This is a genomic window from Lelliottia nimipressuralis, assembly GCF_004115925.1.
GTDB classification, from domain to species: domain Bacteria; phylum Pseudomonadota; class Gammaproteobacteria; order Enterobacterales; family Enterobacteriaceae; genus Enterobacter; species Enterobacter nimipressuralis.
Genome location: NZ_SDDX01000019.1, coordinates 158,452 through 181,262 on the forward strand (window position 1 = coordinate 158,452; position 22,811 = coordinate 181,262).

Genomic DNA, 22,811 nt, shown 5'->3' on the forward strand with positions numbered 1-22,811 from the left:
ATTCAATCCTCGTCATTCGTTGCAGGACGAGGCTTCCAATCGTGATCGTCCTTGATAAATTTGGTGTCCATAATCAGGCGTACTCCAGACTCAACTTCTCGCATTGACATAGGTACAGTCCAGTTGTCCCACGCTTGAAGCCCTGGTGATTTGATCAACGACACAGTCTTGTCTTTTTCGGGTCCTCTCTTTTCATATCCCAAAATTCGTCCGCCTTTACTGGCCTCTTTGGCCCATTCGTCGGCACGCTCTTTCAGTTCATTTTCAGCTAACAACTTACGTGCATTATCTTCTGCTACATTGCCTGCACGAGTCGCTAAAACTTCAATTGCATGAGCGAGTTCACTCTGGTTTGACATATCCAATTTACCCGCACCTTCATTCGGGCTGAACTCGTTATTCTTCAGACGCATAAGACTTAGCAACGCCCCTGTCAAACCACGATCCATTGCACGTGGAGAGAATGGTGTTACCGATTGAGCCTCAACATGCTTGTAGAAGGTGGCGTGGTAATGTTCGAATGTTTCGTAATGAGAGAGGTCACGCGGTCGGGCCCACGTAAGTACGGTGCAAACTAGGCCGGGGAATGAACGTCCAACACGACTGGTAGCCTGAATATACTCGGCCGTTCCCTTAGGTTGTCCATTCACTGCCATCAGGCCGAGTCTATTCACATCGACTCCCACTGACAGCATATTGGTCGCTAGCACTACATCAATAGCGCGAGTATCACCCTCCTGCCATTTCGTTACGTATTTACCTGCAGAGTTATCAAACTCGGCCTTAAACTTGACCTCAAGATTGTCGAGGTACTTTGGGATATCCTGGCTGGATACACGAGAAGTCAATTCGCGGATGTTGTTGACACTACGTTGTGCCAATGCAGGCCGTTCCACCATGCTCATTTGCACGCGATAGGAACGTGTCTGCACATCATCTTCTGCCAATCGCTTCATTCCACCTAGTTCACGCAGAGAGTTGAAGTAGCCGACCATAGTCATATAAGGATCAGCAGGTTCACCGAAGTGGTCAAATAGTTCCTGTGCCGCAGTTAAGAAAGCGGTATAGACACGAATAAGCATTGCTGGGCGCGAGCTACCGGGGGAGCAGACTCCCAAATAACGTCGCCCAAATTTATCCTTAATGTGGCGTTGAACTGAGAAGAAGTTATCTTCCACATCTAGTCCATGTGGCGGGAATACCGAAACTTGACGCATAAATACATTATTTACTTGTTCTTTGGCTTTGCGTACCGTCGCCGTTGAGGCGATGATTTTCGGTTTTACCGTTTTTCCGTTGAGCGTCCAGCTACACAGCTCATCGACGGCAGTTTCATACAAACCTACCATGGTACCCAGTGGCCCACTTATTAGGTGGAACTCATCCTGGATTATTAAATCAGGTGGTCGGATGGGGGGGATGGCCTTCACTTTAGCTGAAGGTTGTCCTTTGAATGCTTGGTGGTTTCCAGTGCAATTGGCCCCAGGCCAGAGTAAACCGTGCCGCTCACATTCTTTTTCAACTCTGCCAAAAAGAGTCCGCACTTGGCCACGCCATGCCATCATGGCGAACTTATCCACTGTGGCAATCATCATTGTCGGAGGACGATGGTAGATTTCTTCATCTACCACCAGTACTGGTATTCCAGGGTGTAGTTGCTTGCTGGACTTTCCCTTGGAAAATTCGCAACGTCCTTTTTTGTCACCACAATAGATAAAGGTTCGGCCGCCAGCTTTATCCTTTTTAACTTCGACATCTTGCCCAGGAATGATTTCGGTACCACACCATGGACAGCTGGTCAGTTGGACGGGTGAGGCTGTTCCTGCATTATAACTACCCGTGTTACGTGTTTTTTCGATAGCATTATGGCTATCTTCAGTAGTTCCCGGAGTCACTTTATTGCCGACCCATAGGCCAATAGTGAATGGCTCCGTTCCGAGGGACTTATCACCCTTATTTAGTGCCTCGCGTCGCAGCACTTCCATTGCACAAATAAGTGCTGTAGCACGCTGGAACTGTTGCAGTGTCAGCAAACGAAGGGTGTAGCGCATGATTACAGTCAAACCACGCGAGCTATCGTACCCGCCCAAATTACCCTGCATACGTCGAATAGCCATGGTGAAGGCGGCTACACCCAGATAGGCTTCAGTCTTACCACCCCCGGTAGGAAACCACAGCAGGTCCGCATAAGCCTCAATAGGTTTGACTCGGTCTGGGTGACACGGATCCGCCAGGGATGGAATCGACAGCAACAGAAAAGCTAACTGGAATGGACGCCAGCTGCGGTTCTTCAGAACATCGAACTTATCTAGGGTAACGCCCTCGCCTCGGCGCATGGCAAGTGCATACAAGCTGCGTATACGTTGCGTGGCCATCGCCTGGTTGGCGAAACGGAAGGCCGCCAGAGCATTCTCATTATACTTAAGTGTATTGATACCTTCTTGCAGGCGGGTATGGATCTCCTGACAACGATTTATGGCCGCTTGGGCTTGGCTATCGAAGCCTTTGGCCTTGCTGCTCACACTCAAGTTCTGTTCATCAATCCAGGTAGCGTAGTCATTAGTTAGCACACTCAAGGCATCAACTAATGGATCAATGTCCAAAGTGGCTAGTCGTTGCATATCAAGCAGACCACTACTTACCATTTCTCGCATAGCTGGACGATCGGATAGCTCAAGCCCAGGAGTCTCAGTTGCCTGAACCTCGTACTGTGGCATCACTGTAGTACGCACTTCTGTAGCTAGTGTGACGTCATCCGCTATTTCTGCATGAACTGCAACTCCATGACCCACGGCGAACTCGACACGATCTCGGTAGATCATCTCAAGTGCTTCGCGCTCTGGGTCCATACCATCTGCATCTAGTACCGGTCTGCGCCTGAAAATGGCAGGCTTGGTAGCATCTTTCGCTGCTCGAACGATCAGCTCTGGTTGAAACACCCATGCTGTATCACGGTTTGTATCCGGTTCTTCCTGCGCATTAACGAGGAAGAGTGTAATCAGCCGATCACCATTGTCATTTTTGGCTCGAATAGAGCCCTGCACTCTAACTTCCGGGGAAGTACTATCCGGAGCATTATGTGAAATCGAGCCTTCGATCAGGGGGAGTACGATCTTGCCGCCACAAGGAATGCGTTTCCACACCTTAGCTTTTTGCCCATTGGACTTAAAGAATTGATGTTCATCATTTGGCACACGCTCATATCGCCCCCAACACGCTTCGATCTCGATCCGATCGACGTCGCCATCCACGCAGAAAGTCATGCCGAGGCTACTGGGCACCAATGACTGATTGCTGGCTGCATCAATCTCTTCTGCCGTATCTGTTTCGCCGCTACCAAGGACTGAGGGAGAGTTCACCTTTGCAGTCTTCGCTTTGACGATCAGGTCTGGCTCCTCATCTTCAATATCTTCAACATCAACAGGAAACTCTTGTCCTCTTTCGGCTGCTTCACGTGGGGCGAGTTTGCCAACTAGGTAGCGGTCGCGTACACCCATATCGACGATGAGCTCATTAGGGCCACCAGCAGGGCCAAGCAAGTCGTCCATCACAGCCAATTGCAGCAGTTCGCGGATATAGGTTTGATCCCCGATTTTTGGTATTTCAGCAATATTCGTATTCAGTGCATTTGGGAGCATTTCAATGAATTCTTTCCATTGAATACGACCAGAACTTCCTTTTGCTGGTAGTGTGAGTGAGGTCATACCAACCGAAATAGATGGCTTGACGTGCAACATGCGATCGAAAAACAGCGTAGTACTTTCAAGATCGGAACGAATACGCAGAATGCGTCCGATTCGCGTGATATGGCCTGAGGTATCTAGAATCACGATCCAATCGTCATTTGAGATGCCTTGATTGAGTTCTCGCTCGCCTTTTAAGCGCTGCGTATAGAGGGCTAAGGTCGGATCTTTCACTTGGGCACGGTCAATCGCGAACCATGCATTAGGTGATCTGGTTGGTTTATCATTTATCATTATTTCCCTCCATACCGCTCTAGACGAAATTTTGAGCCGTGACAACAAGATCAACGGGGGTTGCGTTGATCATTAATGAACTACCTTTCTCAAACTCAAACTTAGTTTGAAATTAATGTTGGGGATTATTTTCGTGGCGTGCTTAATCTCTTAGCTTTAGCCGCTTTTACATGCAAGTCAGCAGCAAGTTCCTCCTGATAGCGAAGGCGATTCAGTTCTGACAACCGCTGCAGTACTTCGACACGGGCAGTCTCCGATATAGTGAAACGGACGCGATCTCTCTCGGGCAGATATGGTACTTCGTGAAAGCCGTGCCCGAGATCGAGATCGTCCCAGCCGTAGGCGTGTGTGACACTAATGTCCATTTCACATTGCAATGCGCGTAATCCCTCAATACGGGGATCGCGTTCGGTGTGTGTATGGAAGCGATTATAAAACTTAGTCAGACCGATGCGATCAGCAAGCATAATTTCAATGCGTGCTTCATGGAACCTATTACCTAAGTCATCAAGCAAACAGTCCTTTACATCATTGAATCCACCCGGGAAAACGAATGGTTCAAGCGCATCTGTAGGGCTGTAACGCAAGTCTGTCTTGAGTCTTGATGCATGCTGCCATGCGAAGACAGCATGTATATTCGATTGTAACAGAGCAAAATTTCTACCACGATTGTGTGAGAACACAACGGTAGCATCTGAAAACACAATGTTGGAATCGACAAATGAGAAAGCTAGTGTCTTACTGACACGCGTGATCGCAATCACTTTTGAAGACAGTGCTCCATTGGGTGACCAGTTATTTGGGTGGCATTCGAAATGATGACCACGACCAATTACATGGTAGAGTTCCGGACGGTGGCGCCAGAACAACCACCACATAGACATGATCTCGCGGTAGGACTTTTCTTTGCTCTTACCCAGCCGCTCAAGGTACACATTTTCTTTGATCCATTCATAAGGTTCTTTGTAAGTAGCTGCTTTTTTTTCCGGCCAATCCCAGAAATTGATTACCCAACGGCTTGGTTTCTGCTCTGGGTCCGAATTGAGATCATCTCCGTTTATGAAGGGGAAGATCACCTCGGCGTTTCTAGGATCTGCATCCAACATCCTGCGAGCTTGAACAGGGGAGAGTAAGAAACCCTTACCTAGTACGATCGAGCCTTGATATGCTAAACCCGCGTTCGCTTTCAGTCGCTTCGGACTCCATTCCTCACGATCAGATAGGAATGCTGAAATGAAAGATTTCTTATTTCCGAGTAAATTGCGTTGACCTTTCCATACGCCCTTGTGGATATGCACACGACTTGTAACGACAGCTGCTTTTCCTGGCCAAGGTTCGTTAGGATAGGCTGCGTAGATGATAGCTCCATCGTTCAGCATCCATTCAAGCCCACCTTTTCTAGTATCGCCCTCCGCAATAGAGTTTGTAGCAATAAATCCGAAACTACCACTGCCTCGAATAATATTCCAAGCACGGCGGAAGAAATGCGCTACCAAATCAGCGTTTTTACCAGCTCCTGGATGTTCAATGGAAAGCCATTCGTTGTAGGCAGCTCCTGTCACAGTGCTGATACGCTTTCCTCCAAGAAAAGGGGGGTTACCTACAATGCCATCAAATCCTCCACAATGCTCAAACACCTCAGGAAATTCTAATGGCCAATGGAAAGGTTTACGAGAAAGCTTACCGGTGGGCAAATCAGTTGAAAAAGCAGTGATTGCCCTATGCTGCATTAACGCTAATTGTTCATTATCACCTTCCATAGCTTGCTCGGCTTGGATGGCAAGAGATGCTAAAGCTGTTTCCAATGCTATGGCATTGCCGCCAGTAGCAAATACTTCCCCAATAAACGCATCTGCAATACATTCCGGCACATTAAGTCTGCCTCGTGCATTGGCATTCAGCTCTGCCATAGATTCCACATCGTGCATATTACGGATAGGTGTTTCACGTAATTGCTGGCGCAGCGCAATGGCTTCGTGTACGGCCTGCTTGATATTTTTACCAAACAGACGCAGCTGTCCTTGAGTTGTAGGACTCATCGAAAGCTGGGTAAGTTGATCCATCCGATGGATGCCTAGCAAACTGTCACCGCAACGTAAATTGTGGTCAAGAAACCCAAATGGTCGGCCCTTAGCTAACGTTACTAGCCAGATGGAAAGCTTGGCGAGTTCGACTGCCAGCGGGTTGAGGTCAACACCGTATAAGCAGCGCTCGGCGATGAGGCGACGGGCAATGACGATGCGTGCATCGGTATCGCGCGGCAGTAGCTCTTTGGTATCCAGAACTTCCAAAACGTCGCCTTTTTCACCTATCGCTTTTCCGTTTGCTTCGGCCAGCGACCAGGCTTCAACGAGGCGATCGGCCAGCCAGCGGCAGACTTGTACCAGAAAGGCACCCGAGCCCATGGCAGGGTCGCAGATCTTGAGTTCAAGTAATTCTGCAGGGGATTTGAGTTTCCACCCTTCACGTTGTATGCCTTCTGCCGGTCCTACATAGGTAACAGGCGTCAGCGTCTCAGCGACAATGGTTTCGGTGAGAGACTTAGGCGTGTAGTGCGTACCTGTCTCGCGCCGGTTGGAGCCATTAGTGACAATAAAAGCCCCTTTGGTATAGACGAGCGGATAACCCCAAGGATCGGTTCGGAGCAGGTAAGCGTAAGGTTTGATCCGATCACGTAGCTGAATATCTCCTTGGCAGGCCGTAAGCAGGCGATCAGCTAAGGTGTCATCAACAGCTTTAGCCAGATCATTACGCACTCGGCTGGCAGAGCTGCCTGAGCGCTCTCGCAACAATTTAACCAATTGTTCGGTGCCATGAATGCTTACTGAATCCAACTCATCTAGTTTGACCCATGGTGATTGGGCTTTCTTGGTTGCGTCCAGTTCTAGCGTGACATCATCAGTGCGTTTGACGGTGCGCTCCAGTAGACCTTCATACACGTACCCGATTTGTTCGACGTCCAGTGCGCGATATGAGAGTGTTCGGCCTTGGAATTGCTGGATAGCCTCAAGCAATAACAGGACTGTGCGATTATCAATTGGAAGTGGTTTGGCAGCATCTGTTTGCCAATTAGATCCTTTAGCCCGTCCCTCCAGGAAAGGAAAATGGTCGGGATCGAATAGTGAACTACCCAGCGCTGGTAGACGAAGATTCTCATGTTCAACACCACAGAACATAGCCCGAAAAATCGCTAATAGGCGCGACCAAGCGTCCCATCTTCGTTCTAGGATTTCTTCGGGAACTTTGCGTAGCTGCATACGCAAAGTGGAAAGTGCGTAGTTGACTTCGTATCGCTCATCACCCATAAGTAGCAGTCCGCGCTCTTCGGCTGAGAGCAGAAACACCAAGCGCATCATCACTGTCAGAGCCGCTTCATAGAGTTCGGATTCTTTTACGTTGTAAAGTAGTTCACGGTTGCGATCCTGATCAGCTTTATCAAGGGACTGGATTAATACTTCTACAGCGCGACGTACTTGTTCTCCCAGTGCATCGGTTACTTCATCCTGATATTTCAGAGAACTGTCGAACAATGCGGGTAGTTGTTCGGATTCATCGACGAAGAAACGGCGGATACCGAGCAGGTGCACGAAGGCCTGCAGTGTTATGGGCTCCTGGTTCCAGATTCGAGCATACCAGCTGGCGAAGCTGGTGACAGCGCCTACAGGGGCATCCACCAGCATCCAGCGTTCGCCATTGGTCACCAAACCAAGGCGACACTCCCTGGAGCGGCACAGCTGAACCATACGTTCCGTGGGTGTAGTGGCCCATCCGTCTATTTTCAAAGTTGCGTCAAGATCGATATCTTGCGCATAGGTATGAATGAGCATCAAAGGCTTGTTCGCACATTGCTCGTCGACAATTGCTAGAGTTGGTGACAGAGCTACGCCATGATCAGGGAGAAAAGTGTTCAAGTTGGTGGCGCACCAATCTGTGCCCTTCAGTACATCGCCTTTCCCATCCTCATCAAACTCAAGGCCACGTGAAAGAACTTCTTCAATCCACGCAAAATGCAATTTGTTGAACTGAGGATCTTCTTGTTCCAGTGCTTCTCGCCACTCATCGTAAGCTTGGCGCAGTCGTTTGCGCTTAGCAGCGTCTAGCTCTTCCAGCCCTTGCGGGAATGCATCTTTTAGTACTGGTACAGCAAGGAAGGGGCCTGAAATGTCGATTAGCGAGAGCCAATCATCGTGTATGCTGGCCATACTCATGCTTCCCCCCTCTGAACAGTAGATTCAGGTACTAGGAAGGTAACAGCAACGGGGAAAGTACGATCGTCGAGTTTAGCGTAGCGAGTTTCGATGGCTTGGATCTCCTGTTCACGCTCTTCAGGAATACGTAAAAGGCGAGCTTTCAGAGCTGCGGTGTCACGTTTGAGCTGGGTTCGCTCATCCTCTGAGAACAGTGAAAATTGCTCAGGTTGTTGATCTTTTTTTAATTCGATACAGATGGTTTTTTCAAGTTCATCAAGCACTGTGCTAATGTCCGTCAATTCTCGATTCTTACTGAGCTGAAGAGTATTACTCAAATCTTTGAGCCGGTCTTTTGACCTAGCGTTCACTGACTGTAGAATAGCGTGTTTTGCACGCTCAAAACGAATACGGATGTCATCAAATAGTGAGTCAGAAGCTGTCATTGGCTTACTATTATCTAGCCATAGCTGAACTTTATTGACCCCTTCTTCACGGCGGAAGGATTTATCCCCAAGATAACCTCCAGCTGTTGTCAACTCTTCGTGAAGGCGATGGTAATTGCCTCCGGTGATAACCAGCCTTGAACTAACTACTACGGCAAGGCCATCAATTAGTGTGTCGGGCACCGAACGTACAGTAACACGATGCAACTTCTTCACGTCATCGCGAGCCCATACTTCTGCTCGTAACAGACGTAGGCACATCTGTACCAGTCGATGATTCAAATGAACGAGTACGACATCGTCACGTCCTCTCGCCACGGTATGGTCAAAGGTGATAGGGCGAGTTTGTAGGGTATAGGGATGGCGTAGCCCCTCCAGGCAACGAGCCCAGGATCCTGACAATGCTGGCATTTTGAATGTTGAACCAGCTGGAGCATCCGGAAGAGCAAACGGCTCCAAATGTGAGCGGCCTGCCAAAGTAAGTCCCGTATTTACAGCCATGAGGATATGTTCTGGCGTGAGATGGAAATCGTTTTGAGTGGATAGTAGCCGGTCATGTAACCGGGCTATCCGTTCTTTCAGTTCACGATCGGCGCTTACGAATCGTTTAGTTTTGGCAATCCGAGCTTCTGCAATACGAGTATCAAAATCCCTGATAGATCCTTCAATCAGCTTCGACATCTGTGGCGCGATAACCGGATTGACACTACCCATGTCTGATCGCATAGATTCGAGCTTACGTAGAGCTCGGATGATGTCCCCACTATGGCCTCCAATGCTAGCTTGGCTATTTTCATCGCCATCGACAGGATGCCAGATCAACACCTCTTTCTGGCGTTGACCATGACGGTCAATACGACCATTGCGCTGCTCCATGACATTGGGATTGTAGGGGATCTCAAGATGGATTAAGCAGTTACAGTGGTTCTGCAGATCGATACCTTCAGATGCTGCATCAGTAGCAAGAAGAATACGAACGGCAGAGTCTTTGGGAGCGGTCTGGAAGGCTGCTTTTACTTTCTCACGTTCATCCTGCGCTATACCACCATGTAGGATCGCAAGGCGCTCCCCACCAAATCCATGGCTGGCTAGGATCTCATGTATCCACTGGAGGGTAGTGCGATATTCAGTGAACAGAATTACCCGATGTTCGTTCCAATGACCGTTTGTTTTCAGATTGGTATCAAGCCAGCTGAGCACGGCTTTAGCTTTGGAATCGACTTGGTTTCTGGCTATCTGTGCCCATTTACGTAGTTCACTCAGCATTTGTTGCTGGTCGGTCGTGAGCGGCTGAGCTCGACATGAAGCTTCTTCAACAGCCTCAGATTGCGCGTTCTCTACCTCTTGGTCGTTAGCGTAATCTTCATCAACACGAAGAATAGCTTTGCGCAAGATGCGGTCGTCCATCGGACTATTATCACTACGCAGGTTTTCATAAGTCAGACTAGCGATGTGTTTTTCGAGTGTTGATGCGAAGGCCGCAGGGGAGGAAAAGAGCCGTTTTTTTAGTAGCTGATTCACGAAAGCAGTTCCGAATGTGCTACCGGTTTTCTCTGCACCTAGTTCTCGGCTCTTGCAGTAGTCATTGAGTTTTGAGTGAATTTCGCGTTCTTTGGCAGTGTAGAAGATCGGTAAGGCTTCAAGCTTACGTTGGGCGTAAAGTAGATTGCCGTCAGCATCGACGAGATCGCTCTTGAGGCGACGAATCATTACTTGATTGAGCTGCTTATCGTCCGGGAGTATATTTCTGGCGAAACGTTGGTCATCCAGAAGTTCGAGCAGTGAGGTGAAGGATTCGGTATAGCCATTATGTGGCGTAGCGGTCAGAAATAACCTGTGCTGGAAGTGAGGACTGATTGAACGGATGAAGCGCGTTCTCTGACTCTCTAATGCGTAGTTTACCCCAGCAGCCGGTGCGATATTATGTGCTTCGTCAATGACCAATAGATCGAACTTGCGTGGGTAGCTGCTATACAAGGGCAACACATCGCGCATAGCTCTCAAGCCTTCGCCACTTTTGGCCCAATCCATGGATGTGATCAGTCGAGAATGCGATGTCCACGGGTTGGCATGGATCCCTCGTTCTCGGCGTAATTGCTTGATATAGCGAGTGTCGACGATTTGAAATTCCAGTCCAAACTTTTCCTGCATCTCCATCCGCCACTTTTCCTGTAGCGACGCAGGGCAGATAATCAGGACTGTACGGGCTCGATGCCGAAGCAGCATTTCCTGAATGATTAATCCCGCCTCAATAGTCTTACCTAAACCGACATCATCGGCTATGAGGAGATTGACACGTGCCATATCAATTGCACGCACCAACGGATCGAGTTGGAAGTCTTCTATACTAACGCCACTGCGAAATGGGGCCTGCAGGAAGCCTCGGTTAGCATTAGTGGCTGCTCCCCAGCGCACTGCGTCAAGGAAAGCATCAAGAGTGCTGGAGTCGTCTTGGCCACTGATTGTGGGCAGCCCAGCTCGTTCAATAATCTGGGCACCTACCTCAATTTCCCAAATAACCTCAAGTTCTTCCCCCAAACCATCTTCATCAATAGATGACAAAGTTACTGCGTGCTGTTGAGATGAGGCAGGTAACAATTGAGATGAAGTAACTTCCACAACAATCCATTGACGCCGACGGACCTCAACCAACTGACCGGGTTCTGGAATAGTTCGCTGTACTCGGATATCAGGTGTATTAGAAATTTCCATATTGTTTCCAGGCTCTAATTCAGCGAAGCTAATGATTAGTAAAGAGTTGTTATTCCACAGTGACCATATTCACATTTTCAAGATGTGAATTAATGCTACGTGCAATTGCTCGGCCAAGTTCAACAGGAACTGCATTCCCGATTAGGCGCCCTAGAATCCTTAAACTTACTGGCCCATCATGGGGAATAAATGCATAGTTACGGGGAAAACTCTGAAGAATTGCCGCTTCTCTCAGGGAGATTGCGCGGTTCTGTTCAGGATGCCCAAATCGACCATTTCCGAAACCATAGCACTGCGTTGTCATGGTTGGTGCTGGTTTGTCCCATTCCATACGGCCATAAACACTAGCGTAAGTTCTGCCACTTTCTGTTCGATGACAATCGGCAACAAGATGTTCTGGCCAGTCACGCCAAGTTCCTCCTGGTTTTGAGGCCTTAATACGCTCCAGATTCTTATCTGACAATGTGGAGGTAACATGCAGCTTATCTCCTGGAGCGGCTTCACCAGCATTTAATGCGCGCAGATGGCCTATAGCTTCTCTTACTGTTTTGGGTTTTGTACACGTTGGAGAAGACATTTTTATCTCGCCATGGAGTGATGCCAATAAAACCATTCTCTTACGTGTTTGTGGGACACCGAAATGAGTGCAATCAACAATGCTAAACCATACGCTGTAGCCAATACACTTCAATGCATCGACGAAGTCGTGGAACACTTGGTGTTTAGCCACAGTAGGAACATTTTCCATCGTGATCACGTCTGGGCGAGTACCTTCTGCTAGGCGTGCAAACTCATACAGGAGCCCCCATTTACCATCCTTACCATCCGATTCATAACGTTGTGTATAGGTAGAAAATGGTTGGCAAGGCGCGCAGCCAGCGAGAATTTTGATGTCAGCATCGCCAAACAATGCATCTAATTCGGTTGTTGTTACTTTGCTTATATCCCGTTCTATAAATTTGGCATTGTTGTTTGATTCATAAGGAAATTTGCAGGCCGGATCCATGTCAATTCCTGCAACTACAGGTAAGCCTTCAAGTACAAGGCCATGCGTTAATCCACCTGCACCACAAAACAAATCGACACAAGATACTTTCTTCATTTAACTCTTCTCATCTTTTCAAGACTTAGAGATACCCATAAATTAATTACTACAAGAGTATCAAGATCTTATTCCCACTTCATTAGTATTTGTACAACGTCCAAGATGCAACCATCTGCGAGCGCCTTTAGCTTACAACTTCCATGATGAAGTATTTTATGTATAAAAATACAGCATTTTGGGGCTGCACATAAATGGTGATTTTGCTGTTACCAGAGTCTTCTATGATTCATTCAACCGATGACCAGCGATCTAGACTGAAAAGCCCCATACCAGAAGTTATTTGCTTGTATGATCTCATGAACAGCTTGTAGGGTAAATGAATACTGGATATCCACGAAACAGCGCAATGCTGTCCAGAATACGCGCGACCTGAATACCTGAAATCCCGAAAGCGGCGGTGATCGTCAGACACTCCTTCGTGAAATCATCCACACAGGTCAGGCACTTAATCCGGCGGCCGCTGGCAAGTGCATCCATGACAAAATCCATCGACCATGTCAGGTTCGGCGCATCCGGGCGAAGAAGCGGAAACCGTTCAGTCGCCAGACCCTTACGGCGGCGCCTGCGTTTTACACCCAGACCGTTAAGGTGATAGATGCGGTAAACGCGCTTGTGGTTGACGTGAAGGCCCTCCCGGCGCAATAACTGCCAGATGCGCCGGTAACCAAACCGGCGGCGTTCAAGTGCCAGCTCTGTGATGCGTAGAGACAGTTGTGCGTCAGCAGCCGGACGCTGAGCCGAATAACGGCAGGTTGAAAGTGACAGACCAGTCAGCCTGCAGGCACGGTGTTGCGACAAACCCGTTGTCTCACACATGACTTCCACGGCTTCCCGCTTCTGGTCTGTCGTCAAAACTTTCGGCCCAGGGCCACCTGAAGCGCCTCCTTATCCAGCATGGCTTCAGCGAGTAGCTTCTTGAGACGAGCGTTCTCCTCTTCAAGTGACTTGAGCCGCTTCACTTCGGGGACTTCCGTGCCACCGAACTTCTTACGCCAGGTGTAGAAGGTGGCGTTTGAAATGGCATGCTTGCGGCAGAGTTCCCGGGCCGAAACCCCGGCTTCTGCCTCGCGGAGAATACTGATGATCTGTTCGTCGGAAAATCGCTTCTTCATGGGGATGTCCTCATGTGGCTTATGAAGACATTACTAACATCGCGGTGTATTAATCAACGGGGAGCAGGTCAAGCGAATGAAGCAAGCTTGCAGAGCATCGTCGCTGCCTCTTTCGATGAGTCTGAAGAAGTGTTCCGTCAGGCAACACAAGGCGTCCAATACACTCTTATCGAATGGGATGGCAAACTTTTACAGCCCCAGTATATGTGATTACCCTTTTTCATCAGTGCCTATCATTCAGCCTTAACACCACATAGAAAACCCAATCTTTTGATTAGATTGGGTTATTCTTATCTTTTTTTTCAGTATGCCGTTTGCTGTTGATTAGAGTATTACCCAACTGAATCATATTGGGTGGGTTAAATGTATTTTTCGTTGCTGACTCTGTTCCACTCGATCACTCGCTTACGCCAATGAATGTCAATGGCTTGGGTGAAATCGGGGCGAACCAGCTTAGCGCGAGCTTCGCACCACTCTGCTGACTCTCGGCGGACCACTATACCTTCCAGTGGTCCTTTTCGATAATGACTTTGCTGCGTGATGACTAATTGCTTAAGTGAATCTAGGGAAGTTTTTGTTTTGAGCAATTGCGGAACAGTAACCAAACCCACGCTAGTGGCTAATGCATTACGGCGAGAGGTACTCCAGAAACGCCCCATAGCACGGTCATACACATCAAAGATCAGGAACCAATCTGGCAGTGATACATAATCCAGAGAATGGCGCGCAGCGCACCATTCTCCGAACAATATTATGTTTGGTTTAAGCATTGAGTATAGTGAGTCAGTATGCTGTATCAACCACGATGGTAAGCGGGCAAACTGTCCAGTATAGGGCCCCGACAGATATTGACCTCTATTTTGGACTACTAAATTACCATTCGCGTCAAGCGAAAAGCCGACATTTGCACCATCCAATTTTTCCTCTACCACAACTTCATCCGAAAGTAAGGATGCCACCTCACCGTGCGAAAGTACCTTATCATCGCGTGGTGAGCTATTACCCAGCCAAGCAAGGTGTGGGGTATGAGGAAAACGAAAGAATTTAGTAGTCATTAAGAAGCAACCTTTGAGCTATACCATTCATCGGGCAATAGTCTATGAAAACAAAGGCCTATTCCTCTTAATTGTTCTTCTGCTATGAACCAGTCAGTTTCTGCCCCATATACAATTGGTGGCACTTGGTCGAAAAGAATCTGTGCAGCCAGTGCACAAGCAGCCCATTTTCTATCCTCTCGGTCTGATACCAGTGCTTCGTGCACAGGATCAAGCACCGCAATGTGCTCACCGTTTGCCTCAATCGAATTGATAGGTACATAAACGACCTGATTTCTATCTAACTTGTATTGCAAAACTTGCATGCCATATTCTTGCTCAAGAGAGTTGTAAGGCATGTTTCGTTCGTATTCGTCTCGTACTAGCCCTTCTTCATCTAGTACAATACTCTGCTCAGATTGTTCAAAAGAAGAAAGCCAGTCGTAAATTATTTCACGCAGCTCAATCTCACTTGGCATGGCTCTCACTGCTTGATTTGACAACTCAGAGACAGCACTTGCTGCGAGCATAACATTGGTATCAACTAGGTACATTACCATCCCTCGCTCTTAATTCCTTTGCACGCTTAATGGCCAAGGCTGTCTGCTCTCTTGTCTCCCCCAGAGCATCTCCGAAGAAACCTTCTGGCCAGTTTTTCACACGACCAAAATCATCCAGCACTAAAGACCGCAGGTGTGCAGCTTTGCCTTCACGCTCAACAAAATACATTGCAGAATCTTTAGGGGTGATAAGTTGCTTAGCGATCAGTGTTTGCATCCGTCGGAACAGGTGCTCAGAGTGCGTTTCGACGATGAACTGAACATTTCGCTGCTTGCTGATCTCTACAAACAGCTCAGCTAACACAGACTGTGCAAGCGGATGCAGATGTATCTCAGGCTCTTCAAGGATAATTGTGCTGCCACTTGGTGCGAAATAGGCGATTATCAAAACAGGTAAGACTTGTGAAATTCCGATACCCACATCACGCAAATTTGCTTCTACACCATCACGGTGTACCACTAATTCATAACGTGTCGAACGGCCCAATTGTTTAACTTCCAACTTGTCGGCAACTTTCATCCGCACAAGCCACTTCGATACACCTTCAATAATGCGATTTTGGTCATCACCTTTCATTAAGGCGCTGGCTAGGAGCACATCAAGCGCGCGATGACCATCACTACCCACCTCACCCGGATTAGACTTGTTCCAAACATAATCTCGTTCAGGTTTCCGGCGTAATGGGCCAAGATAGACGATATTTTCCAACTCACGGCGAATAGATAAACTCAAATCTTCAAGCAGTGCGCCATCGTGGCCCAATATTGCTATAGCTTCTGCAGACAACGATACCGAGCGCTCAGGACATAGGTGACGACCTTTACCCCGCGGTTGACTCTCTTCATCAACCATAACCGAATAAGCGCCTCTATCGCGACGGATAGATTTAAACTGGCGTTGACCGGTGCTGACGCTCCATTCCTTGATGGTCACTCCACCTGCAGAATTTTGACCATAACTACAGGAAAAACTTCCGTTATTGATTCGGGAAGGTGAATGGGGCTGAAAGGTGAAGTTCAATGAAAATTGGCGAGCACCCGCAAAATTTTTGTGTAACACATCGTCAAAATCGCCAAAATTAAAGATATCGTTGACTTCATCGCCACCAAGGTTGAGATAAATGCTGCGATCGGGTGATTGTACGGTTTGCTTGAGTAGCAACAGACTTTGAATCAAAGTTGATTTGCCGGATGAGTTAGTGCCAAGCAACATTGTGACAGGCTTCAGGTCAATGTCACCTGTGTCTTGCCACGCCTTGAAATTTGTCAATCTTAGTCCGGTAAACATCAGTATAATTCTCCAGTTTCTGATTTATCCCACACTGCATGCAATAGACATTGGATTCGGTATTATTTTACTTTTCTGGTCATATTACTACCTATCAAGAAATGCGTATTCGTGAGCTGGCCCAGCCATCTCCGACAGCTTTTATAGCTTAAGTTAACGATCCGCTGTCGTCGGTATACTTTCGGGGAGTGATAACCTAGCGCACTATGCAGGTGATTTTCTTTGTAATGCGTGAATGTTACTACTGGTTAATTTTCCAACTCCACTCCATTCAGTTTGCACGTTCCGATTAGGCTGTGCAGCAGCGGTCCCCCGCTCACCACCGTGCCACCGTGGTTATAGCTGAAGAACAGGAAGTTTTTACGCCCAGACTGATCGCCTGTCGGGTATTTTCAGCGATGTTGTTATCTGCCTCCGCCCAGCCATCGTCTGCATAGTACATCAATAACAGCCACTGGTTCAGAGCATACACGAACACTTTTACCAGCTCAGAGGGTCGTGATAGGGCTTTCATATTTTCACGCAGCCAGCTTTCCAAGGATTTCAGCAGTGGTTTAGCTATCTGCTGACGTTCGGCAAGGCTCTGCTCTGCCGGTAGTATCCTTATGGGCAGCGTGGCAAGGGATGAATAGCGGGGCCGCTATGCGTTAGCGGAAGATGATTCGTGGTATTCAGTCTCTGTAGACCACCGGAATTAAGGAATATCAGCCCTGACTGGAGCCGAATGAGCGTTCGGTACAACTGTAGCGTTTAGTACGATGTTTTGCCATGTAGCTCAGACGGAAAGTCAGTGCATCCACTTTCTTTCTGAAATCCGGCTTATTGATTTCCAGAAAAGCCAGGGGGTTACCCGGGAAATGGACTAACGTCAGATATTCAGACCAGTCTCGTTTCTTCATCGCACTCAGCCAGGCGTTTTGAATCAGGGATGCCAGACCTTTCCCTTGTTCATCGTAGCTTCCCAGAGCATTGAACGTGTCGGTGTTGACGAGGAGAGCCAAGTGGTAGTGCTTCTTGCCATCCGGTTCAGGCTGCTCCAACACCCATACATAGCGCACTGAAGTGCGATGGCAGCGTTTACCTCCCCGGGCTTTTTGGTGTCGGTAAGCGACTATCTGAGCTTTCAGCGAGTCGATAAAACGGGACAGTAACCCTTGGCTTAAATCTGCATCACTGGTAACGCTGTCGCCCACATCACCGTCTTCCGGTAAGTGCAAATCCACCCTGATAACTGTGGTTTGTGGATGCTCCTTCAGTGCGTGGCAGAGCACTTCAGCGATTCTTTGTAGATAAGCCACATTGAAAGGTGCCTGGCTTGGGTCGAGCTTCATAGGGTTAGTATTATTGAATATGAACACAGTGGTTTCCTCCACCTGTCGAGGAACGGCAGGCATGGTGCTGCTGTCCCGTAAAACAGGCTTGCTAATGGTTTGGTTGGGGGAATAGGGGGGATGATGTTCTTAGTTGATTAACCAGCGACTGTCATAGCTGCACAGCATCATTAACACCAGAAGTGTTAGCAACTGATTATATTGAAGTAATATATTACCTATCCGACATTATCATCATTCAGAGAAACCTTTTGGTATAAGGCTTAACTGATTGTTTTACCGTCAATAATCACTCCGAAGTTAGTTGTCCCCTATAACAGGCATTTGCAATGGAACAACGATGTTTCCTACCAATACTTCAGTAGGTTAAATCAGTGGATCGACAACTGTGCGATACGCGAAAGTAACGTATTCATCCATTACGCTAGTTATCATCAGATTCTCCTCCTGCCGCCCGATGATCCAGTTGCAAAGCTCCTCATAGGAGCTGCGCTTCAGATTGTCGGTCCAGTCATCAAGACCATTTCCCAGCATCAAATCGTACCAGCACAACCAGACCATCTTTAGACGCAGTTCAGTGCCACTGAACTGCCGAAAAAAACTGATGAGCTTATTTGCCAGAGGACGCTGTTTTAACCGCACGCACTCAGACAGCAAAATCCCCTCCAGCATGGGATGGTGAGCCAGCAAGTGTTCCTGGGTAAATAAACTGACTCTCAGGTCATAATTAACAGTCAGTGGGGTTGCTGCTCTGCCATAAATAATCCGATGTAGGCATTGGGGGACGATGGCAATAACCTCTTCCTCTCCTGGAAACTTAAGGCTGCCAACCGTCAGAGTGTGATGGTGATATATATTCTGATGACACATACCCGATCTGACCGTCAGCTTCGTAAAATCTGTCAGCCAGGTCTGGTAGTATTTATACAGCTCCTCGTAGCGTGGTTTGTAGTCTTTCATGATTTATATTCCTTAGGGTTTAAATTACAGGCAGAAGAAAACCGCCGGAGATACCGGAAAGTTATTAGCCTGCTGAGGGATTACTCGGGTTGGAGGTTATTTACGGGACTGGTCGACGCGTTCCTGGAGCCAGGCTTCCACTCCACTTTTCAGCCATCGGGAACTTCGCCCTAGTTTGATAGGTTTAGGAAAGGAACCATCTTTAATGAGCTTATAAATCCACTTGTCTGTCATCTGAAGAAGCGTTGTGATAAATACCATGTCAACGAGCTGGTCTTCGGTAAGTAGGGTAGGGGTATTCATGATTTATCTCTCCGGTTTTGAAAGGTAAGCCGGATTAGTGAGGTTTGATAACGACGACTGCTCCGGGACATATCCATGTGGAGATACGTAAAAAAAACGAGTTATATTTACCTCTGTTTCTGCCTTGGCATCAATGCTGGAGTTTTTCAAAAATAGAAGATAATGAAGTGTTATTTCTTGGGCTGTGATTTTTCACGCCAGATCAAATTAACCGCTATGTATAGTGGAAATGGTTAAAAATATAAATGAAGTAATGTAAGATTATTGTAGGCTGATAAAGGCTGCAATAATTTCTGTATAACTTTGAAGAGAGAATGGCAATCATCATCCTCATTTACATATGTAAGCCACATCACATAATTGTCATTTCCCCCTGGATCTTACACATGAAAGTTATTGATATACAGCATGATGTTATGCTAAAAGTCATTAATTCACTGTAAATCACTTAGTGATATCAAGGAGGGTGCTGGTATGGTTAAGCTAGTGGGAAATGAGAGTAGTAAGATACGGAATCTTGAAAACAAACTCATTGCGCATGGTTATCATTTTCAGTCTAATGGGATAGGTAAAGATTACCGAGCATATCAGGTGAGGGTTTTCAATTATCTTATTTCATTGAATATTCCAGAGCAGGAAATCAATGCTTTCTTTGCTAAAGTAGATAATAGCTATACAAGTGGCTTTCCATCCGAAAATGAACTGGATTGGTACCGTAATGATCCACGAGCAAGCTTGTGGTTGGTCTGTGTATTATATGAAAAATTAAAATCAGAAACTCCTGAATACAATAGCGGTTTTTTATCCCCTGTGTCATTACAACCCAGTCATGATGTAAGAATTGATGCGATACGTCGCTGCATGGATGAATGGCCTATACTTTATATAACACAGTCTGACTTTATGAAGGATCAAAGTATTGAGTGGGCTGGGTTACTTGATCAACATGATTTATTCAGAAGTGTTAGATCCAGTAAAGTTGATGTCTGTTCCTGGTTAAGGGATTACTTAAAGGGGAATACATCAATAGGTCTGAAACGTATTTGTGGTAATTCTCCCGAGGAAATAATGTCCTGGTGCTATGCTAGTTACTTTATGTGGAGAAAAAACAACCTGCATTCTCCGGATTCTGTCGAGTTGTTCATTAGAAAGTTTAAGAGCGCCTGGTCTACACAGAAGAACAGGAATAAAAATAAAGAAGAGAAAAAACTTGTGACAATGAGTGTAAATATCTCTCAGCAAGCTCATGATATGCTGAGAGATATGTCTATAAAAGATACGATGTCAAATAACGCAATTATAGAGAGTGCCATTCTTAGGCTATATAAAAGTAAAAATACAAAAGAACATTCCAAATAATTTCAGACAGATATTATCTCAGTGAATCACCCGCATCCTTTACCGGATTGCGGGGCTTGTTATTTTTCACGCTGAGATCTTCGTATGCAAAAGTTGGACGGCCTTAAGGCCTTTGAGCAACCGCTAGCTTCACTGCCACACTTGCTTCGCAACCTTATCCTTGCACGTCTTCGCAGTCTCACTCAGTACGAGCCGGTAATCGGCATCATGGGTAAAACCGGAGCGGGTAAGTCGTCGCTCTGTAACGCGCTGTTCCAGGGAGAGGTAACACCTGTGAGCAATGTTGAAGCCTGTACCCGCGACGTGCTGCGCTTCCGGCTCAGCAGTGGCTCTCACAGCCTGTTATTGGTCGACTTACCGGGAGTGGGGGAAAGTAAGGAACGTGACGAGGAGTACACCACGTTATACCGCCGGATCTTGCCCGAACTGGATTTAGTGCTTTGGGTTATCAAAACCGATGACCGGGCACTGTCGGTGGATGAACACTTCTATCGCAAGGTGATGCTGGCGTATCAGCAGAGGGTTCTGTTCGTGGTTAATCAGGCTGACAAGGCCGAACCCTGCCATCAGTGGAATACCACCAGCAATACACCCTCTCATAGCCAACTGTCGACAATTGAGGCCAAGCGGAGCGCGGTGCAGAAGCTCTTCCTGCCGCACCATCCAGTCAGTGTTGTATCGGCCCGAACGGGTTGGGGGCTGGATGCGATGGTAGAGATGATGATGCGCAGCCTGCCTGACCGGGCCACCAGCCCACTGACAACACAACTGCACGGAAGGCTCTGCACCGAGCCGGTAAAAAAGCAGGCATGCGAGCGCTTTGGTCATGCCGTGGATGAAATTATTGGCACTGTAGAGTCATCATCTTTTCTGCCAGCGCCTGTAAGGGCTGTGATTCGGACGGTGCGAGAAGCTGTGGTGACCGTTGCCCGTGCCGTCTGGGATTGGATTTTCTTCTGACAAACCGCTTAATGCGGACACTCCCTGTCCTCCCATAGCTCAATTAATGAGCTACAAATCTATCAATCAGGCGCAACGGCGCATCACGCCTGAAATCCACGCTTTGAAAAAATACGCCTTCCCCTGTCCATACCCTGTCCGACCCCTTCGTTACACTAATCACTTAATTTTCAGCCTGTTAACGGGATGGAGAAAATCTAATGTCCCAGACTGAGCGTCGCCATGAACGGCTGGCGGTTCGGCTGTCCCTCATTATCAGCCGCCTGGTTGCTGGCGAAACGCTGGATATGGGCCTTCTTGCTGCAGAGTTTGGCGTGTCGATCCGTACCCTCCGCCGGGACTTTCGTGAGCGACTGATGTATCTGGACCTGGAATATCGCGATGGCACCTGTCGTCTGCTCTCAGGAAGCCATCAACGCGAACTGGCTGTACTGACTTTTGCTCGTCAGTCAGGCGTGGAGGCTTTGTTTCCTGACATGGATAACCACATGGTCAGCTCACTGCTGAGTGGACCCGGTGAGTCTCCTTGTCTCATATGGGCAGAGTCAGAATCATTGTCGCCACCCAGGCCAGGTATATTTACACGCCTTGTCAGGGCCATATCAGATCATCGCCGTGTGACGCTGCTGGCTGAAGGTTGTCGCTGTTCAGGGCTTGCACCATACCGCCTCGTACTCTGCGGCGGGCACTGGTATCTGACTGGAGAGCACCATCATCGCGTGGCGGTGTTTCCGCTGAACGATATCCATGCAGTTACCTTGCACCCGGAACTGTTCGTGCCTGACCTTCAGATTCGCAACGTTCTCACCGAACCGGAATTCCTCAGAGCTCTTCCCCATTTTCACGTTTTTCACTCACTGCTCGCCAGAACCGGCGACGGTCTTTTACCTCATAAGGAATCATGATGAAGAAAATACTGACTACAACGGCGCTGGCCGTCAGTCTCTGCGCAGGCGCTACCTTTCCGGCGTCTGCTGAAACTGTCGTGGGTACCGTCAAATTCTGGCAGTACATGCAGGCGGATGGCTGGAAATCAGCAGATGACATGGACAACGACGCGCTGAACAATACGCTCTATCAGGCCAGTGTGATTGGCAATTATCCCTGGACCAGGCAATTCCTGCTGCGTCAGCGTGGTGGCGGTGTATATTTTCTCGCCGATAAGAAAACGCATACCGTGCGCAAGCTGAATCTGAAACCTGCCAGCGGTTATTACTCCGATCTGACCTCGGTCTATCAGAGTGAAGACCAGGGGAAAGGGTGTTACTTCACTATCATCGACACCCAGTATCAGCTGGGGCTGGCTGATGAACCTCACAGCAACCAGGTGCTTGCCGCATTCCCGGAAAACTGTGTCAACAAACAGCAGCAAGCTGCCCTGGCGGCGAAGCGTTCTGCCTCAGAGCAGAAACTGCAGCAGTGGGTAGCTCAACAGAGTCTGGCAGAGTTGTGCCGGCGCACCGGCAATTGCTGAAGC

At 47.9% G+C, this 22,811-nt stretch carries 14 protein-coding genes and 2 pseudogenes; 4 read left to right on the plus strand and 12 right to left on the minus strand.

What is annotated here, in order from left to right; all coding sequences use genetic code 11:
- Positions 1–2: 2 nt before the first annotated feature.
- The 12 genes and pseudogenes from drmA to ETG88_RS15580 all read right to left on the minus strand — a co-directional run bounded on the left by drmA (position 3) and on the right by ETG88_RS15580 (position 19,015).
- On the minus strand, positions 3–3,977 hold the full coding sequence (gene drmA, locus ETG88_RS15525; protein ID WP_129035728.1) for a DISARM system helicase DrmA: 3,975 nt from the start codon (positions 3,975–3,977) through the stop codon (positions 3–5).
- A 125-nt stretch (positions 3,978–4,102) separates the two neighbouring features.
- Positions 4,103–8,185 (minus strand): Eco57I restriction-modification methylase domain-containing protein, encoded by a 4,083-nt coding sequence (locus ETG88_RS15530; RefSeq protein WP_129035729.1) that lies wholly within the window; start codon positions 8,183–8,185, stop codon positions 4,103–4,105.
- Entirely contained in the window at positions 8,182–11,322 is a 3,141-nt protein-coding gene (gene drmD / locus ETG88_RS15535) for a DISARM system SNF2-like helicase DrmD (RefSeq protein ID WP_129035730.1), read from the minus strand. The genes ETG88_RS15530 and drmD overlap by 4 nt, the downstream gene beginning before the upstream one ends.
- Positions 11,323–11,371: 49 nt before the next feature.
- Positions 11,372–12,424: a DNA cytosine methyltransferase gene (locus ETG88_RS15540; protein ID WP_129035731.1), complete on the minus strand. Its 1,053-nt coding sequence runs from the start codon at positions 12,422–12,424 to the stop codon at positions 11,372–11,374.
- 318 nt (positions 12,425–12,742) lie between these two features.
- Positions 12,743–13,539: pseudogene (locus ETG88_RS15545) on the minus strand (IS3 family transposase); the annotation flags it as partial.
- Between the two features lie 359 nt (positions 13,540–13,898).
- Positions 13,899–14,594, minus strand: a complete 696-nt coding sequence (locus ETG88_RS15550; RefSeq protein ID WP_129035732.1) for an RNA ligase family protein — start codon at positions 14,592–14,594, stop codon at positions 13,899–13,901.
- Positions 14,594–15,127 (minus strand): hypothetical protein, encoded by a 534-nt coding sequence (locus ETG88_RS15555; RefSeq protein ID WP_129035733.1) that lies wholly within the window; start codon positions 15,125–15,127, stop codon positions 14,594–14,596. Before ETG88_RS15555 ends, ETG88_RS15550 begins: the two co-directional genes overlap by 1 nt.
- Positions 15,114–16,421 carry an AAA family ATPase gene (locus ETG88_RS15560; RefSeq protein WP_129035734.1) on the minus strand — a complete coding sequence of 436 codons (1,308 nt, stop codon included), beginning with the start codon at positions 16,419–16,421 and terminating at the stop codon, positions 15,114–15,116. Before ETG88_RS15560 ends, ETG88_RS15555 begins: the two co-directional genes overlap by 14 nt.
- 251 nt (positions 16,422–16,672) lie before the next feature.
- A pseudogene (locus ETG88_RS15565) lies at positions 16,673–17,028 on the minus strand (IS66 family transposase); the annotation flags it as partial.
- Between the two features lie 97 nt (positions 17,029–17,125).
- Positions 17,126–17,752 carry an inovirus Gp2 family protein gene (locus ETG88_RS15570; protein WP_187469895.1) on the minus strand — a complete coding sequence of 209 codons (627 nt, stop codon included), beginning with the start codon at positions 17,750–17,752 and terminating at the stop codon, positions 17,126–17,128.
- Between the two features lie 366 nt (positions 17,753–18,118).
- Positions 18,119–18,712 carry a hypothetical protein gene (locus ETG88_RS15575; RefSeq protein WP_129035735.1) on the minus strand — a complete coding sequence of 198 codons (594 nt, stop codon included), beginning with the start codon at positions 18,710–18,712 and terminating at the stop codon, positions 18,119–18,121.
- A gap of 96 nt (positions 18,713–18,808) precedes the next feature.
- Entirely contained in the window at positions 18,809–19,015 is a 207-nt protein-coding gene (locus ETG88_RS15580) for a helix-turn-helix transcriptional regulator (protein WP_025122562.1), read from the minus strand.
- Between the two features lie 474 nt (positions 19,016–19,489).
- On the opposite strand from ETG88_RS15580, the gene ETG88_RS15585 reads away from it, so the two are divergent.
- The 4 genes from ETG88_RS15585 to ETG88_RS15600 all read left to right on the plus strand — a co-directional run bounded on the left by ETG88_RS15585 (position 19,490) and on the right by ETG88_RS15600 (position 22,808).
- Positions 19,490–20,374, plus strand: coding sequence for a hypothetical protein (locus ETG88_RS15585; RefSeq protein WP_129035736.1), 885 nt, complete (start codon positions 19,490–19,492; stop codon positions 20,372–20,374).
- A gap of 84 nt (positions 20,375–20,458) precedes the next feature.
- Complete coding sequence (locus tag ETG88_RS15590; protein ID WP_129035737.1) at positions 20,459–21,334, plus strand: GTPase family protein; 876 nt, start codon at positions 20,459–20,461, stop codon at positions 21,332–21,334.
- A 200-nt stretch (positions 21,335–21,534) separates the two neighbouring features.
- Positions 21,535–22,239, plus strand: coding sequence for a helix-turn-helix transcriptional regulator (locus ETG88_RS15595; protein WP_129035738.1), 705 nt, complete (start codon positions 21,535–21,537; stop codon positions 22,237–22,239).
- Positions 22,239–22,808, plus strand: a complete 570-nt coding sequence (locus ETG88_RS15600) for a hypothetical protein (RefSeq protein ID WP_129035775.1) — start codon at positions 22,239–22,241, stop codon at positions 22,806–22,808. The genes ETG88_RS15595 and ETG88_RS15600 overlap by 1 nt, the downstream gene beginning before the upstream one ends.
- Positions 22,809–22,811 lie beyond the last annotated feature (3 nt).

Excerpts from the sequence above, each read along its gene's own strand:
- ETG88_RS15600 (WP_129035775.1), top strand. The coding sequence starts at position 22,239 with ATGAAGAAAATACTGACTACAACGGCGCTGGCCGTCAGTCTCTGCGCA.
- ETG88_RS15575 (WP_129035735.1), bottom strand. The coding sequence starts at position 18,712 with ATGAAAGACTACAAACCACGCTACGAGGAGCTGTATAAATACTACCAG.
- ETG88_RS15550 (WP_129035732.1), bottom strand. The coding sequence starts at position 14,594 with ATGACTACTAAATTCTTTCGTTTTCCTCATACCCCACACCTTGCTTGG.
- ETG88_RS15540 (WP_129035731.1), bottom strand. The coding sequence starts at position 12,424 with ATGAAGAAAGTATCTTGTGTCGATTTGTTTTGTGGTGCAGGTGGATTA.
- ETG88_RS15530 (WP_129035729.1), bottom strand. The coding sequence starts at position 8,185 with ATGAGTATGGCCAGCATACACGATGATTGGCTCTCGCTAATCGACATT.
- ETG88_RS15595 (WP_129035738.1), top strand. The coding sequence starts at position 21,535 with ATGTCCCAGACTGAGCGTCGCCATGAACGGCTGGCGGTTCGGCTGTCC.
- ETG88_RS15580 (WP_025122562.1), bottom strand. The coding sequence starts at position 19,015 with ATGAATACCCCTACCCTACTTACCGAAGACCAGCTCGTTGACATGGTA.
- ETG88_RS15570 (WP_187469895.1), bottom strand. The coding sequence starts at position 17,752 with ATGAAGCTCGACCCAAGCCAGGCACCTTTCAATGTGGCTTATCTACAA.
- ETG88_RS15555 (WP_129035733.1), bottom strand. The coding sequence starts at position 15,127 with ATGTACCTAGTTGATACCAATGTTATGCTCGCAGCAAGTGCTGTCTCT.
- drmA (WP_129035728.1), bottom strand. The coding sequence starts at position 3,977 with ATGATAAATGATAAACCAACCAGATCACCTAATGCATGGTTCGCGATT.
- ETG88_RS15560 (WP_129035734.1), bottom strand. The coding sequence starts at position 16,421 with ATGTTTACCGGACTAAGATTGACAAATTTCAAGGCGTGGCAAGACACA.
- ETG88_RS15585 (WP_129035736.1), top strand. The coding sequence starts at position 19,490 with ATGGTTAAGCTAGTGGGAAATGAGAGTAGTAAGATACGGAATCTTGAA.
- drmD (WP_129035730.1), bottom strand. The coding sequence starts at position 11,322 with ATGGAAATTTCTAATACACCTGATATCCGAGTACAGCGAACTATTCCA.
- ETG88_RS15590 (WP_129035737.1), top strand. The coding sequence starts at position 20,459 with ATGCAAAAGTTGGACGGCCTTAAGGCCTTTGAGCAACCGCTAGCTTCA.